Source organism: Streptomyces sp. NPDC053069 (assembly GCF_044546895.1).
GTDB lineage: Bacteria > Actinomycetota > Actinomycetes > Streptomycetales > Streptomycetaceae > Streptomyces.
On sequence record NZ_JBITZN010000006.1, the window covers coordinates 368123 to 381606 of the forward strand.

The following is a 13484-nucleotide window of genomic DNA, read 5'->3' on the forward strand; positions in this document are numbered from 1 at the left end:
GAGCGGCGCGCGATCGGCGGGACGTGCGGGCACGTACGGCGGTCGTACGTGCCGGCGCGGCAGACGCAGCCGTACGGGACGGGCCCGTACGTGTGTCCGCCCGGCCATGCCGGGCCGGGCGGGGGAGGGGAGCGAGGACATGAACGAGACGATCGTCTGTGTGGTGGGCAATGTGGCGACCGCGCCGGTGTACCGGGAGACACCGGCGGGTCAGTCGGCCCGGTTCCGGCTGGCGGTGACCGCGCGGTACTGGGACCGGGCGAAGAGCGTCTGGACGGACGGGCACACCAACTTCTTCACGGTGTGGGCCAACCGCCAGCTCGCGGTCAACGTGACGGCGTGCGTCGAGGTGGGCCAGCCGGTGGTCGTACAGGGCCGGCTGAAGGTGCGCACGGAGGTGCGCGACGGACAACAGCAGTGGGCCTCCGCCGACATCGACGCCGTGGCGATCGGCCACGACCTCTCTCGCGGTACGGCCGTCTTCCAGCGCGCGGGCAGGCCGGAAACACCTGCGACGGCGAACCGGCCGGAGCCGAACTGGGAGACCCCACCCGGGCCTGCCGGCACACCGGACGAGGAAATGACCCAAAGGGCGCCCCAAGCCATGGCGGTGACATGACGTCAGCGATGGTACGAACGGGTTGATTTGTCGATATGCCCAGCTCATGGACGGTCCCGGCGATAACGATTGCGGATCGGATCGCCCATCGGATCATCCGACCGGCCGGAGAGGCTCCGCCTGATCCATAGGATGCCGGGCGTGCCCCTAGGGGCTGCCGATTCTGCTGGTGGGACCGTCCCCCACGTCCAACGGGTCCTGCTCGAAGGGGAATTCTGTGCTTGCTGCGTTCTGTGGGCTCCGCCGTTCCGCCCAAGCGGCCCGCGTGGCCGCCGCCGCGTCGGCGTCCGGTCTGGTGGCGGCCGGTGTCCTGTCCGGCGCCGGTTCGGCAGCGGCCGACGAGAGACCGCAGACCCAGGGCGGGGCGACGGCCACGATCAACGGTCTGAAGACCTACGGCGAGGCCGTGATCCACCAGGACGGCGGCGACCAGCATGTGCACGCCGGCCTGTTCGAGATGTCCGTCGACGGCGGCGGCACCCTGCAGACGTACTGCGTCGACCTCCACAACCCCACCCAGCGCGACGCCCACTACCAGGAGACGCCCTGGAGCGGCACCTCGCTGGGCGCCAACAAGGACGCCGGCCGGATCCGCTGGATCCTGCAGCACTCCTACCCCCAGGTCAACGACCTCGCCGCGCTCGCCCGCCAGGCGGGCGCCGGCGCTCTGACCGAGCAGGACGCGGCGGCCGGCACCCAGGTGGCCATCTGGCGGTACTCCGACGGAGCGAAGGTCGACGCCGTCGACCCGCAGGCCGAGAAGCTCGCCGACTACCTGCAGAAGAGCGCCCGCGACCTCGGCGAACCGCAGGCCTCGCTCACCCTGGACCCGCCCGCGGTCTCCGGGCGGCCGGGCGGCCTGCTCGGACCGGTGACCGTGCACACCAACGCGGGCACGGTCGCGGTGAGCCCGCTGGCGGACGAGGCCACCAGCGGGGTGCGGATCACCGACAAGACCGGCAAGGCGATCACCTCCGCGAAGGACGGCAGCCGGCTGTACTTCCACATCCCCGAGGACGCCTCCGCCGGCACCGCCCAGCTGACCGTGCAGGCGTCGACCACCGTGCCCGTGGGCCGTGCCTTCGCCTCCGACAGCCGCAGCCAGACCCAGATCCTGGCCGGCTCCAGTGAGTCCACGGTCTCCGCGACCGCAACCGCCACCTGGGCCGCCGAGGGTGCCATACCGGAGCTGTCGGCCCACAAGGACTGTGCCGGGAGCGGCGTGGACATCGTCGCGGCCAACAAGGGCGACAAGCCCTTCACCTTCGAGCTGATGGGCGCCGAGCACACCGTCCCCGCGGGCGCCTCCCGCACGGTGACCGTCCCGCTCCAGGAGGACCAGGCCTACGACTTCACGATCACCGGGCCGCACGGCTTCAGCCGCCGCTTCACCGGCGTCCTCGACTGCCGGACGCAGGGCGCGATCACGACGCAGACGGCCAAGGTCCACAACGAGCCCAGCCCCGCCACGGTGGCGGGCGGCACCACAGCACCCGACACCGACCTCGCCGCGACGGGCGGCTCCGCGATCACCCCGCTGATCGCCGGTGTGGCCATCGGGTTCGTGGTGATCGGCGGGGCGGTCCTGGTGGTGCTGCGCAAGCGCGAGCAGCCGGGCGACTGACGGTCCGGCGGGTCTGCACGGCGGCCCCGGCATCCGGAGCCGACCGGCAGCAGAAAAGAGTGCCGGTCGGATGCAACCTCCCCCCGAGCCCGTGCGTATAGGAGGCGATACCGCACTTCACTTGGGGGGACCTCATGCATTTGGACCGTTCGGCCGGTCGGACCGCCGGCCGTCTCGCCGCCGCTGCCACGGCCTGTATCGCCCTGCTCTCGGCCGTCGGCTGCTCGGCGGACGCGGGTACCGGCGTGCGTACGGTCGCCGATGCACCAGGTGCGCGGACCCCCTCGGCGGCCGCGAAGGCCAAGGGCGGGAAGGACGGCACGGGCAGGGCGTCCGAGGCGCGTCCGGCTCCGTCCGTGCCGGAGCCCGCTGTCCTGGCGCAGGCGCGGGTGAACGTGGCCGACGGGCAGACGGTGGGGGTGGGTATGCCGATATCCGTGACCTTCTCCCGGCCGGTTCCCGCCGCCGAGCGCAAGGCCGTGGAGAGCTGGCTGCGGGTGCAGACCTCGTCCGGCACGCCCGGTGCGTGGAGCTGGGTGAAGGACCAGAGCCTCCTGGACGGGCAGCGCGTCGACTTCCGCCCCCGTACCACCTACTGGCAGTCCGGTACCAAGGTCGGTCTGCGTGTCGGTTCGCACGGCGTCCGGCACTTCACCATCGGCCGGTCACTGGTCGCCACGGTCGACGCGCGGACGCACGAGATGACCGTCCGCACCGGCGACACGACGAGGCGCATCCCGGTCACCACCGGGGCGCCGGGCCTGGACACCTGGAACGGGACGATGGTCGTCATGGACAAACAGTCCAAGGTGCTCATGGACTCCCGCACCGTGGGCCTGGGCAAGGAGTACCGCGGCACCTACTTCTGGGCCGTGCACCTGACGACGTCGGGGACGTATGTGCACCAGAACCCGCGGGCCGACACCGAGGCCGGACACCGCAACGTCACCCACGGCTGTGTCGGCCTGGCCACCGACGGCACCGCCCGGCGCTTCTACGACCAGGTACGGGTCGGTGACGTCGTCACGGTCACCGGGGCCGACAAGGCGACCGTCGCCGCCGGCAACGGCTACGGCGACTGGAACCTGACCTGGAAGCAGTGGCTCGCGCACAGCGCCACCGGGCAGAGCACGACCGCATGACCCCCGCCGCACCGGCCCCGCACGGCGCGCCCCGCGCCGTGAGAGAGAGCACGACAAGGTGACCGAGGACGAGTTCGACCTCTTCTACACGGCTGCCTACCCGCGTCTGGTCGGCCAGCTGTACGCCCTGACGGGGGATTACGCCGAAGCCCAGGACGTGGTGCAGGAGGCGTTCGTACGCGCCTGGGACCGCCGTTCGTCCGTCCTGACCGGCGACCGGGTTCCCGAGGCGTGGATCCGCACGGTGGCACACCGTCTGGCGCTGAGCCGCCGGCGGCGGGCGCGCCGCTGGTGGGAGCTGGTGCGGGGCGAGTCCGCGCAGCGGCCGGTGCCCGAACCCGGCCCGGACCACGTGGCGTTGGTCGCCGCTCTGCGGCGCCTGCCCGAAGCCCAGCGGACCGCGATCGTGCTGCACCACCTGTGCGATCTGAGTGTGGAGCAGGTGGCTGCCGAGACCGGCGTGGCCGTCGGCACCGTCAAGGCACGGCTGTCACGCGGCCGTTCCGCACTCGCCGCTCACCTGGTGAGCGAGGAATCCCACCCGACGGAGGAAGCCTGTGTCTGACCAGCCGCCACCACATCCCCTGACCGAGGCGGAGCTGTCCGCCCGGCTCCGTGACCTGGCCGCGCACGGCGCGGCCCCGGCCCCGGCCACGGGGGCCCAGGTGAGGAGCCGGGCGCAACGCCGCCGCCGCGGCCGACGCGTTGTGCTCTCCAGCAGCGCGCTGGCGGCAGCGGCCCTCGCCACCGTCGCCTCCGGCGCCCTCGGCTCCTCCGCCAAGCCGGCCACGCCCCCCGCGACATCCGTGTCCCACACCCCCACACCGGCCCCGTCCCCGGCACCCGTCCAGCGGGTGACGATCGACCTGGACGCCCACACCCTGACCATCAAGGGCAGGAGGTTCCCCATCAGCGCGCCGCAGAAGAACTGCCCGATCGGCGAGAAGACGGTCACCGTCACCGCCAAGTACCCCACCCTCACCCTGCGCCCCTACGTGATCACCAAGTATCCGGACGTCAAGCAGTGGGCGATCACCTTCACCGACCGCAGTCACCACCAGCGGCTCCTGATGTGGGCGCTGGACCCCTCCGCCGGTCTCGCCAGCATCGGCGACGACGCCCCGCCCGGCTCCATCGCCCTCGCACCCGAAGCCGGGAAGTGGGTGTACGACGCCATCGAGCCCGGCGCACGTGTGGAGATCAAGGGCCGGCAGGCGAAGAGCGCGGACCCGGGCTCCACATGCACCGACCGCCAATCGATCACCCGCGCCCCCTGACGCCGGCCCACCGACGCACAGGCCACCGTCGCCACCACCAAAACCCCAGGTCAGAGCCGCTCGACCTAACGGGTTTCCGCCCAGGGGTGGCCGTACGGCAAGATGGGGTGTATCTGCCCACTGCCTGATTTCAAGCTGCCGGACGGTTTCTCTTGGCTGAGTTCATTTACACCATGCGCAAGGCGCGCAAGGCGCACGGCGACAAGGTGATCCTCGATGACGTCACCCTGAACTTCCTGCCGGGGGCGAAGATCGGCGTCGTCGGCCCGAACGGTGCCGGTAAGTCGACCGTGCTGAAGATCATGGCGGGGCTGGAGCAGCCGTCCAACGGTGACGCCTTCCTCTCGCCCGGCTACACCGTCGGCATCCTGCTGCAGGAGCCCCCGCTCAACGAGGAGAAGACCGTCCTGGAGAACGTCCAGGAGGGTGTCGCCGAGATCAAGGGCAAGCTCGACCGGTTCAACGAGATCGCCGAGCTGATGGCGACCGACTACTCCGACGCGCTGCTGGAGGAGATGGGCAAGCTCCAGGAGGAGCTGGACCACGCCGAGGCCTGGGACCTGGACGCCCAGCTGGAGCAGGCCATGGACGCCCTCGGCTGCCCGCCCGGCGACTGGCCCGTCACCAACCTCTCCGGTGGTGAGAAGCGCCGCGTCGCGCTGTGCAAGCTGCTGCTGGAGCAGCCCGACCTGCTGCTCCTCGACGAGCCCACCAACCACCTCGACGCCGAGTCCGTGAACTGGCTGGAGCAGCACCTGGCCAAGTACCCGGGCACCGTCGTGGCCGTCACCCACGACCGGTACTTCCTGGACAACGTCGCGGGCTGGATCTGCGAGGTCGACCGCGGGCGCCTGCACGGCTACGAGGGCAACTACTCCAAGTACCTGGAGACCAAGGCCGCCCGTCTCAAGGTCGAGGGCCAGAAGGACGCCAAGCGGCAGAAGCGGCTCAAGGAAGAGCTGGAGTGGGTGCGGTCCAACGCCAAGGGGCGGCAGGCCAAGTCCAAGGCGCGTCTCGCCCGGTACGAGGAGATGGCCGCCGAGGCCGAGAAGATGCGGAAGCTGGACTTCGAGGAGATCCAGATCCCGCCGGGCCCGCGCCTGGGCAACGTCGTCGTCGAGGTCGACAACCTCAGCAAGGCCTTCGGTGAGAAGGTCCTGATCGACGACCTGAGCTTTACCCTGCCGCGCAACGGCATCGTCGGTGTCATCGGCCCGAACGGCGCCGGCAAGACGACCCTGTTCAAGATGATCCAGGGTCTTGAGCAGCCCGACTCCGGTTCGATCAAGGTCGGCGACACCGTCAAGATCTCCTACGTCGACCAGAGCCGCGCGAACATCGACCCCAAGAAGACGCTGTGGGCCGTCGTCTCCGACGAGCTGGACTACATCAACGTCGGCCAGGTCGAGATGCCGTCCCGGGCGTACGTGTCCGCGTTCGGCTTCAAGGGCCCGGACCAGCAGAAGCCGGCCGGTGTCCTCTCCGGCGGTGAGCGCAACCGCCTCAACCTGGCGCTGACCCTCAAGCAGGGCGGCAACCTGCTGCTCCTCGACGAGCCCACCAACGACCTGGACGTGGAGACGCTCAGCAGCCTGGAGAACGCGCTGCTGGAGTTCCCCGGCTGCGCCGTGGTCGTCTCCCACGACCGGTGGTTCCTCGACCGCGTCGCCACGCACATCCTCGCCTACGAGGGTGACTCCAAGTGGTTCTGGTTCGAGGGCAACTTCGAGTCGTACGAGAAGAACAAGATCGAGCGGCTCGGGCCGGACGCCGCGCGTCCGCACCGCGCCACCTACAAGAAGCTGACCCGGGGCTGATCGATCTTGCGCCACATCTACCGCTGCCCGCTGCGCTGGTCGGACATGGACGCGTACGGACATGTCAACAACGCGATCTTCCTCCGCTACCTGGAGGAGGCCCGTATCGACTTCCTGTCCCGCCGCGGCACGGAGTCCAAACAGGGTTCCGTGGTGGCGCGCCATGAGATCGACTACAAGCGGCAGCTCGTCCACCGGCCCACGCCCGTGGACATCGAGCTGTGGGTCACGGAGATCAAGGCCGCGTCCTTCACCGTCTCCTACGAGGTGAAGGACGAGGAGGCCGTGTACGTGCGTGCCCGCACCGTCGTGGTGCCGTTCGACTTCGAGCGGCAGCGGCCGCGCCGGATCACCGCCGAGGAGCGAGAGTTCCTCGAGAAGTACCAGGACGACGCCGACGAGGAGGCCGTCGCCGCATGACGGTGCTGCACCTGGCCGACGAGACGGAGGCGGCCGACCTCGCCGCCTTCCTCTCCCGGCTGCTCCACTACGACCGTGGAGCCGCGGTGCGCCTGCAGGCGGCCGGCACGGCGCTCGCCGTCTTCGGCCGCCCGCCGTCCTTCGAGGTGCTGGCCGTACGCGCGGTACGGCTGGCGAAGCCGTACGAGAACGGGCTCGACGTCACCCTCGACGTGACCGTCTCCGCCGGTGAGCTCCTGGAGTCCGTGGACGAGCGCGCGGCCACGGCCGCCGTACCGGCCGCGGTCACCGGTCCGCCGTGGGCCGGGGTGCTGCCGCCGCGCGGCGGATGGCAGGCCGAGCCGGGGCTGCCCGCCCCGGACGCGCTGCGGGCGACCGTCGCCGCGGCGGTCACCGAGTTCCGTTCCCGTACGGAGGAACTGGCGCCGGACGGCCGTACCCGCGCGGAGCTGGACCGGATCGGGCGGGACATCTGGTCCCGGGAGGTCGGGCGGACCGGGCTTCCGGTGCGGGCCGTGCATGCCGCCCAGTCCCTGGGCTTCCTCAGGCCGGGCGCCGATCCGGCCGACACCGGGCTGTTCTCCTCCGGGGCGTGGCTCCGGCTGCGCACCCCCTACGGATCCGTCGCGGTACGGCGGGCCGGGCTCGGCTCGCTGGGTGTCAGCGTGCGCTGAGCCACCGGTTTCACGCCGCGGGAAGCGGCCGGCGGCCGGCCGCGCTCCAGTTCGTCAGTCCGGGGTGTTGACCATCGACGCGGCGGCGTACGTCAGGTAGTTCCACAGCGTCGTCTCGTGCTCCTCGGACAGGCCGAGTTCGTCGACGGCCACCCGCATGTGCCGCAGCCAGGCGTCGTGCGCCGCACGGTCCACGGTGAACGGGGCGTGCCGCATGCGCAGCCGGGGGTGGCCGCGGTTGTCGCTGTAGGTGGTGGGGCCGCCCCAGTACTGCATCAGGAACAGAGCGAGGCGCTCCTCGGCCGGGCCCAGGTCCTCCTCGGGGTACATCGGCCGCAGGAACGGGTCCTCGGCGACTCCCTCGTAGAAACGGTGGACCAGCCGACGGAAGGTCTCCTCCCCGCCGACCTGTTCGTAGAAGGTCTGCTCCTGAAGCGTGCCGCGCCGAATCTCATTCACGTCCCCTATGGTCTCAGACCGGGTGACCGAGGTCCCGAGCCTTAGGACCCGCCGGCCGGCTCGCCCCTACTGTGGACCCATGGGCGCCTACGACACCGAGACCGACCGCCTGGCCGCCGTCGCGCGGGCCGCGCTGGTGCGGGAGATCGACGCCGACGGGGTCTTCGCCGGGGACCCGGTGTGGCGGGAGACGTTCGCGGCGGTGCCCCGGCACCTGTTCGTGCCGTACTACTACGTCGCCGGTGCACGCGGCTATGAGCGCCGCTGGGGAGAGAGCCCCGACCCCGAGGCCCGCGCCCGCTGGGTACGCGGCGCCTACGCGGACGTACCGCTCGCCACCCGGCTGCGCGACGGTGAGCTGGTCTCCTCCAGCAGCCAGCCCTCCCTGATGGCCCTGATGCTGGTCGCGCTGGAGGTCGAGGACGGCAACCGGGTCCTGGAGGTGGGCGCCGGCACCGGCTACAACGCCGCCCTGCTCGCCCACCGGCTCGGCGACGACGACCTGGTCACCAGCATCGACCTGGAACCGGAGATCACCGAGTCGGCCCGCCGGCATCTGGACGCGGCCGGATTCCACCCGGCCGTCGTCACCGGCGACGGCGCGCGCGGGGTCCCCGAACGCGCCCCCTTCGACCGGATCATCGCCACCTGCGAGCTGTCCACGGTCCCGCGCGCCTGGCTCGCCCAGTGCCGCCCCGGCGTCCGGATCCTGACCCCACTGGCCACCGGTCTGCTCGCGCTCACGGTGCGGGACGCGGCGCACGCCGAGGGCCGTTTCCTGTCCTCGGCCGCCTACTTCGTACCGCTACGCGGCGAGGGCCGGGCGCAGCCGGAGGGCGTGTCGCTCGCCGGGCTGCCGGGCCGGGCCCGCGAGCAGGAGACGTTCCGCTTCCTGCTCGCCCTGACCCGGGGCACCCTCGACCCCCACGAGGCCTACGCGCTGTGGGAGCGCGAGGGCATGCCGGAGCGCGAACGGTACGGCGTCACGGTCGCCGGCGAGCACACCTGGGCGTGGCTGGACGAGCCGGAGGGGCCGTACGCCTGGTCCCTGCCGTGACCCGTCCCGCCGTGGCGCTCAGCCCCGGCGGATGGTGATCGTCGTCCAGGCGCCCACGTGCACCCGGTCGCCGTCCTGCAGCGGAACCGGCACGAACGGCTGGATCGGTTCCTCGGACATGTTGACCGTGGTGCCGTTGGTCGAGTTCTGGTCGACGACCGCCCAGCTGCCGTCCGGCTGCTGCACCAGTACCGCGTGCTGGTGCGAGACGCCCGGGTCCTCCGGCGGCACCGACAGGTCGATGTCGGGGGTGTCGCCGGTGGAGTGCCGGCGACGGCCGATGGTGATCTGGTTGCCGCTGAGCGTGCGCTGCTGCTCGGGCGAGTACGCGGGCAGGTTCAGACCCGCGGCCTCGGGGCCCGAGCGGTGCATCATCGCCATGAAGTACGCGCGGTCCGGGCCGATGGTCGCCGTCCAGGTGGCCGGTCCCGCGGGCTGGTGCGGGAAGCCGGGGCCGCCGGGCGGCGCCTGCGTGGCGCCGGGCTGCGGGTAGCCGTATCCGCCGGCCGGGCCGCCGCCGGGACCCTGCGGCTGCCCCGGTCCCGCGGGGTTGGCGGACGACGGCGGGGAGATCACCCAGTCGTCGTCACCCCCGCCGAACGGCGGGCCGCCGGCCGGGGGCCGGCCGGTCTCGTGCGGGAACGCGGGCGGCGCGGGCGGACCGGACTGCTGGTACGCCTGCGGGGCACCGCCGGGACCGGCACCGGGACCCGCGGGCGGCGTGGGGCCGGGCGGCGGGGGCACCGGACGCGAGGGGTCGCCGAAGCCCGAGGGGCCGGGCGCGCCGGGGCCGCCCTGGGTCGGCGCGGGCGGAGTGGGGCCGCCGGGACCGGACGGCTCACGACCGAAGGGCGGCGGACCGGCGGGACCACCGGGGCCGGGGCCCTGCCCCTGCCCGCCGCCGAAGCCGGAGGGAGCACCGAAACCACCAGGACCGGCACCACCAGGAGCACCAGGAGCGCCAGGACCACCGGGCCCCTGACCCTGCCCCGGACCGCCGCCGAAACCGGACGGACCGCCGGGGCCCCGACCCGGGCCGCCGAAGCCGGAGGGACCGGAAGGACCGCCCGGACCCGAGGGGCCGGGGGAGGCCGGCGGTCCCGACGGGCCGCGGTCGCCGCCGAACGGCGTCGGGCCCGACGGCTCGCTGCCGAAGGACGGGATCGGTTCGGCGGGCCGGTTCACCTGCGAGGGCCGCGAGCCCTGGTACTCGTACCCGTCACCGCCGCCGTACGTCGCGCTCGGCGGCTGGAACCGCGGCTGCGGTGAGCGCGGCGCGGCCGGGGTGTACGAGGTGGCCGTGTTGGTCAGGAAGTTCCACCGGCACTCCTCGCAGAAGGGCGCGCCGCCCTCGCGGGGCGTACGGCACTGCGGGCACAGCTCCGGCTCCGGGGCCGACGCAGCCGGCGGGCGTCCGCCGGCCGGGCCGCCCTGCGGGGGCGGGAAGCCGTAGCCACCCGCGGGCGGGGGCGGCGGAGGGGGTGGAGGTACGGCACCGGCCATGCGGTGACCGCAGACCTCGCACCAGTCGTCGGAACCCGACTGGTGTCCGTTCGGGCAGGTCGGCATGTCGGCGCTTCCCCTTCTCCGGATGTTCTACTGGGTCACTTCTTTACACGAACAGTCTTTGTGGACCGGGTCTCCAGAGTCATCTCGTCCGCCTCCGCGACCCTCGTCTTCAACCGCACAGTACCTGTCGCGGCATCGACCACGTCCACCACCTTCGCAAGCAGTTTCGCAGTATCGGCGTTCCCGGAGGCGTTGGCGAGCTGAACGGCGCGCCCCAGTTTGGCCGTTGCTCCATCGAAATTGCCCGCTTTGCGAAGGTCGAGGCCTTGCTGGATGGCTTGTGCCAGTTCGGCCTGCCCGGTGTAGTGGGCGACTTGGGGGTTGATCGAGGTCGAGGCCGTCATGTCGTCGGTCCACACGGCCCGCACCAGGCCCTGGGCGCCCAGGTTCTGTACCGATCCGTCCGGTTGTGGCACGACCAGCGAGACCCGGGCGGCGAGCATTTCCTGGCCCAGGCCGGCCGGCGGGACCTGAACGCACAGGTGGTAGTCGCGGGACTCGTCGCCCCAGGACCCCGTCGGGTAGTCCCCGGCACGCGGTCCGGCCTCGGTGCGGCGGGCGGTCAAGTCCTCGACGGAGGGCGCCACTTGCTTGACGAAGCGGATGCTCGTGCCGACCGGCGTCCACACCCTGAGCGAGACGTCGGCGACCTCCTTGCCCATCGCCGTCTCCATCATCCGCCTGAAGTCGGCGGCGAGACCGGCCGGGTCGGCGACGATGTCGGCCGTGCCGAGCAGCGCGGAGGCGATCCCTGTGACTTCTTTCACTTCCCAGTCGGTGCCCACACCCCGCGCGTCACAGGTGAACCGTCCGGCACAGGCCTCCAGCGTGGCCCTCAGATCCTGAGGCGACTCGTGTTCGTTGCGGCCGTCGGTGAGCAGGATGCCGTGCCGGATGGTGACGTCCGCCGAGTTCAGCAGCCGGTCCGCCAGGCGCAGCCAGGTGCCGATGGCCGTACCGCCGCCCGCGCTCAGCCGGCGCAGCGCCTGCTTGGCCTGCTCGCGGGTGGCGGCGTCGGCGACCGCGAGCCGTCCGCCACCCGGATAGACCTCCTTGGCCACATGCGTGCCGCCGATCACCGAGAAGTGCGTGCCGTCGCGCAGGGCGTCGATCGCGGCGGCCGTGGCGTCCCGGGCGCCCCGCATCTTGGTCGGCGGGTAGTCCATGGAGCCGGAGCAGTCGACCATGACCGCCACTGCGGCGGACGGGCCGTGGCCCTGCCGGTACACCGGAGCCACGGTGCTGCCGATGGTGCCGCCGCCGGTCGCCGTCACGGTGACGACGGCGTTGACCTCGCGCCCGCCCTCGGGCAGGTACTCGTTCTGGTAGACGTCCACCGAGAACTGCGGCACCTGCGACTTCGCGAAATTGGCCATGCGTACTCAAATCCCCCTAGACCGCCCTGCCGGCAGGGCGACGGCTGTGACAGGACCGGTCCCCTCCGGTCCTTCGAGGCTCCCCGCGTCCGCGGCCTCAGGCCGATCCTGCCCCCTGGGGCGGTGCCGGGAACGGCACGACGGCCACTGTTACGTTGTCGTGGCCCCCGCCGTCCAGGGCGTGGCCGACCAGCACCCGGGCGCTGTGCAGCGGGCGCGCGGCCGCGTCCGGGGGGACGACCTCGGACATCTCCTCGGCCGTCTCGGCGTAGTTCCACAGGCCGTCGGTGCACACCACCACGACGCCGGAGCGGTCCGGCTTGAAGGACGCGGTGTGCGGCTCCAGTTCGTAGGCGTCCGCACCGAGCCAGCCGGTGATCGCGTGGGCGCGTTCGTCGGCGTACGCCTCGGCCTCGCTCATCAGGCCGGCGGCGACCATCTGCGCGGCCCAGGAGTCGTCCTCGGTGAGCCGGGCCGCGGGCGCGCCGCGGTCGTCGGGCACCCAGTAGACGCGGCTGTCACCGACCCAGCCGACGACCAGCAGTCCGGCGGCGACCACCGCGCCGACGATCGTGCAGGCCGGGGCGTTCTGGTGCGGGGCGTGCTCGCGGGCCGTGGCGGGTTCCTCGGCGAGCGCGTTGACGGCCTGCGCGGCGGCGACGATCGCCTCGTGCATCGCCGTCTGCGGATGCGTGCCCCGCGGCAGTGCGGCCAGCAGGCTGTCACCGGCGGCCTGGGACGCGGCCGACGACGCGTCGTCGGGGCGGGTGGCGGAGGACACGCCGTCGCAGACGATCGCGAGGACGGCCGGGGTGCCGTCGGGCAGCGTGGTCCGGCCGACGGTGAAGGCGTCCTCGTTGCGGTGGTGGCGCAGGCCCCGGTCGCTGACGGCCGCCACCGGGCCCGACTCGCGCTCCACGTGGTCGCGTTCACGGGGCTGGGCGTGCCCGCAGTTCTCGCAGTAGCCGTCGCTGTCCACCCGGCCGGCCCGGCAGGCCACGCACAGCTGTGCCGGCTCCTCGGGCGCGGCGGTGTTCTCGGGGCTCTCGGCCACGCGCGGATCGGGTGCCTGCAGCGGGTACTCCTCGGGTTCCTCGGGCCGGTCGAAGCGCACCCCGGAACCGGCTTGCTGCCCCGCACCACCCTGCGGACCGGACTCGTGCTCGGGCAGCGGTGTGCCGCCGGAGTCGGTGCCGGGCAGGTCGGCCGGCAGATGCACCGCCGGCGGGGTGCCGGAGCTCTCCGGCTCGGGGGCGGGCCAGTCCACGCCGTCCCCGAGGGAGCCGGCCGCGGAGCCGGTCATGGTGAGCGTCGGATGGTCCTGCGGCGGCGCGGGTACGACGGAGAGGTCGTACCCGCACGCTCCGCAGAAGAGGTCGCCCGACTCGACGGGCTCCGCGCAGCTCGGGCACTTCGACAGTGCGGCCTGCTGGGGCATCTGCGACATCAA

The 13484-nt window shown here is 72.4% G+C and carries 13 protein-coding genes; 9 read left to right on the top strand and 4 right to left on the bottom strand.

Annotation, left to right across the window (positions count from 1 at the left end):
* Positions 1 to 139 precede the first annotated feature (139 nt).
* The 8 genes from ACIGXP_RS16795 to ACIGXP_RS16830 all read left to right on the top strand — a co-directional run bounded on the left by ACIGXP_RS16795 (position 140) and on the right by ACIGXP_RS16830 (position 7573).
* The gene (locus ACIGXP_RS16795; protein WP_399768915.1) at positions 140 to 619 is read left to right on the top strand and encodes a single-stranded DNA-binding protein; all 480 of its coding nucleotides are present in this window, start codon (positions 140 to 142) and stop codon (positions 617 to 619) included.
* Positions 620 to 884: 265 nt separating this feature from the next.
* Entirely contained in the window at positions 885 to 2243 is a 1359-nt protein-coding gene (locus ACIGXP_RS16800; protein WP_399768918.1) for a Cys-Gln thioester bond-forming surface protein, read from the top strand.
* A gap of 134 nt (positions 2244 to 2377) precedes the next feature.
* Entirely contained in the window at positions 2378 to 3385 is a 1008-nt protein-coding gene (locus ACIGXP_RS16805) for an Ig-like domain-containing protein (protein WP_399768920.1), read from the top strand.
* A gap of 58 nt (positions 3386 to 3443) precedes the next feature.
* Entirely contained in the window at positions 3444 to 3950 is a 507-nt protein-coding gene (locus tag ACIGXP_RS16810; protein ID WP_363216858.1) for a SigE family RNA polymerase sigma factor, read from the top strand.
* Positions 3943 to 4662 carry a L,D-transpeptidase gene (locus ACIGXP_RS16815; RefSeq protein ID WP_399768922.1) on the top strand — a complete coding sequence of 240 codons (720 nt, stop codon included), beginning with the start codon at positions 3943 to 3945 and terminating at the stop codon, positions 4660 to 4662. The genes ACIGXP_RS16810 and ACIGXP_RS16815 overlap by 8 nt, the downstream gene beginning before the upstream one ends.
* 152 nt (positions 4663 to 4814) lie before the next feature.
* On the top strand, positions 4815 to 6479 hold the full coding sequence (gene ettA / locus ACIGXP_RS16820) for an energy-dependent translational throttle protein EttA (protein WP_399768924.1): 1665 nt from the start codon (positions 4815 to 4817) through the stop codon (positions 6477 to 6479).
* Positions 6480 to 6485: 6 nt separating this feature from the next.
* Complete coding sequence (locus ACIGXP_RS16825; RefSeq protein ID WP_399768927.1) at positions 6486 to 6899, top strand: acyl-CoA thioesterase; 414 nt, start codon at positions 6486 to 6488, stop codon at positions 6897 to 6899.
* Entirely contained in the window at positions 6896 to 7573 is a 678-nt protein-coding gene (locus ACIGXP_RS16830; RefSeq protein WP_363216865.1) for a hypothetical protein, read from the top strand. Before ACIGXP_RS16825 ends, ACIGXP_RS16830 begins: the two co-directional genes overlap by 4 nt.
* Before the next feature lie 54 nt (positions 7574 to 7627).
* On the opposite strand, the gene ACIGXP_RS16835 is transcribed toward ACIGXP_RS16830, so the two are convergent.
* The gene (locus ACIGXP_RS16835) at positions 7628 to 8041 is read right to left on the bottom strand and encodes a globin (protein WP_363216885.1); all 414 of its coding nucleotides are present in this window, start codon (positions 8039 to 8041) and stop codon (positions 7628 to 7630) included.
* Positions 8042 to 8111: 70 nt separating this feature from the next.
* On the opposite strand from ACIGXP_RS16835, the gene ACIGXP_RS16840 reads away from it, so the two are divergent.
* Positions 8112 to 9089 (top strand): methyltransferase domain-containing protein, encoded by a 978-nt coding sequence (locus ACIGXP_RS16840; protein ID WP_399768929.1) that lies wholly within the window; start codon positions 8112 to 8114, stop codon positions 9087 to 9089.
* 18 nt (positions 9090 to 9107) lie between these two features.
* On the opposite strand, the gene ACIGXP_RS16845 is transcribed toward ACIGXP_RS16840, so the two are convergent.
* The 3 genes from ACIGXP_RS16845 to ACIGXP_RS16855 all read right to left on the bottom strand — a co-directional run bounded on the left by ACIGXP_RS16845 (position 9108) and on the right by ACIGXP_RS16855 (position 13481).
* Positions 9108 to 10658 carry an FHA domain-containing protein gene (locus ACIGXP_RS16845; RefSeq protein ID WP_399768931.1) on the bottom strand — a complete coding sequence of 517 codons (1551 nt, stop codon included), beginning with the start codon at positions 10656 to 10658 and terminating at the stop codon, positions 9108 to 9110.
* Between the two features lie 35 nt (positions 10659 to 10693).
* Positions 10694 to 12034, bottom strand: a complete 1341-nt coding sequence (locus ACIGXP_RS16850; RefSeq protein WP_399768933.1) for a VWA domain-containing protein — start codon at positions 12032 to 12034, stop codon at positions 10694 to 10696.
* Between the two features lie 97 nt (positions 12035 to 12131).
* Positions 12132 to 13481 carry a PP2C family serine/threonine-protein phosphatase gene (locus tag ACIGXP_RS16855; protein ID WP_399768935.1) on the bottom strand — a complete coding sequence of 450 codons (1350 nt, stop codon included), beginning with the start codon at positions 13479 to 13481 and terminating at the stop codon, positions 12132 to 12134.
* Between the last annotated feature and the right edge of the window lie 3 nt (positions 13482 to 13484).

Excerpts from the sequence above, each read along its gene's own strand:
- ACIGXP_RS16795 (WP_399768915.1), top strand. The coding sequence starts at position 140 with ATGAACGAGACGATCGTCTGTGTGGTGGGCAATGTGGCGACCGCGCCG.
- ACIGXP_RS16805 (WP_399768920.1), top strand. The coding sequence starts at position 2,378 with ATGCATTTGGACCGTTCGGCCGGTCGGACCGCCGGCCGTCTCGCCGCC.
- ACIGXP_RS16830 (WP_363216865.1), top strand. The coding sequence starts at position 6,896 with ATGACGGTGCTGCACCTGGCCGACGAGACGGAGGCGGCCGACCTCGCC.
- ACIGXP_RS16840 (WP_399768929.1), top strand. The coding sequence starts at position 8,112 with ATGGGCGCCTACGACACCGAGACCGACCGCCTGGCCGCCGTCGCGCGG.
- ACIGXP_RS16845 (WP_399768931.1), bottom strand. The coding sequence starts at position 10,658 with ATGCCGACCTGCCCGAACGGACACCAGTCGGGTTCCGACGACTGGTGC.
- ACIGXP_RS16850 (WP_399768933.1), bottom strand. The coding sequence starts at position 12,034 with ATGGCCAATTTCGCGAAGTCGCAGGTGCCGCAGTTCTCGGTGGACGTC.
- ACIGXP_RS16855 (WP_399768935.1), bottom strand. The coding sequence starts at position 13,481 with ATGTCGCAGATGCCCCAGCAGGCCGCACTGTCGAAGTGCCCGAGCTGC.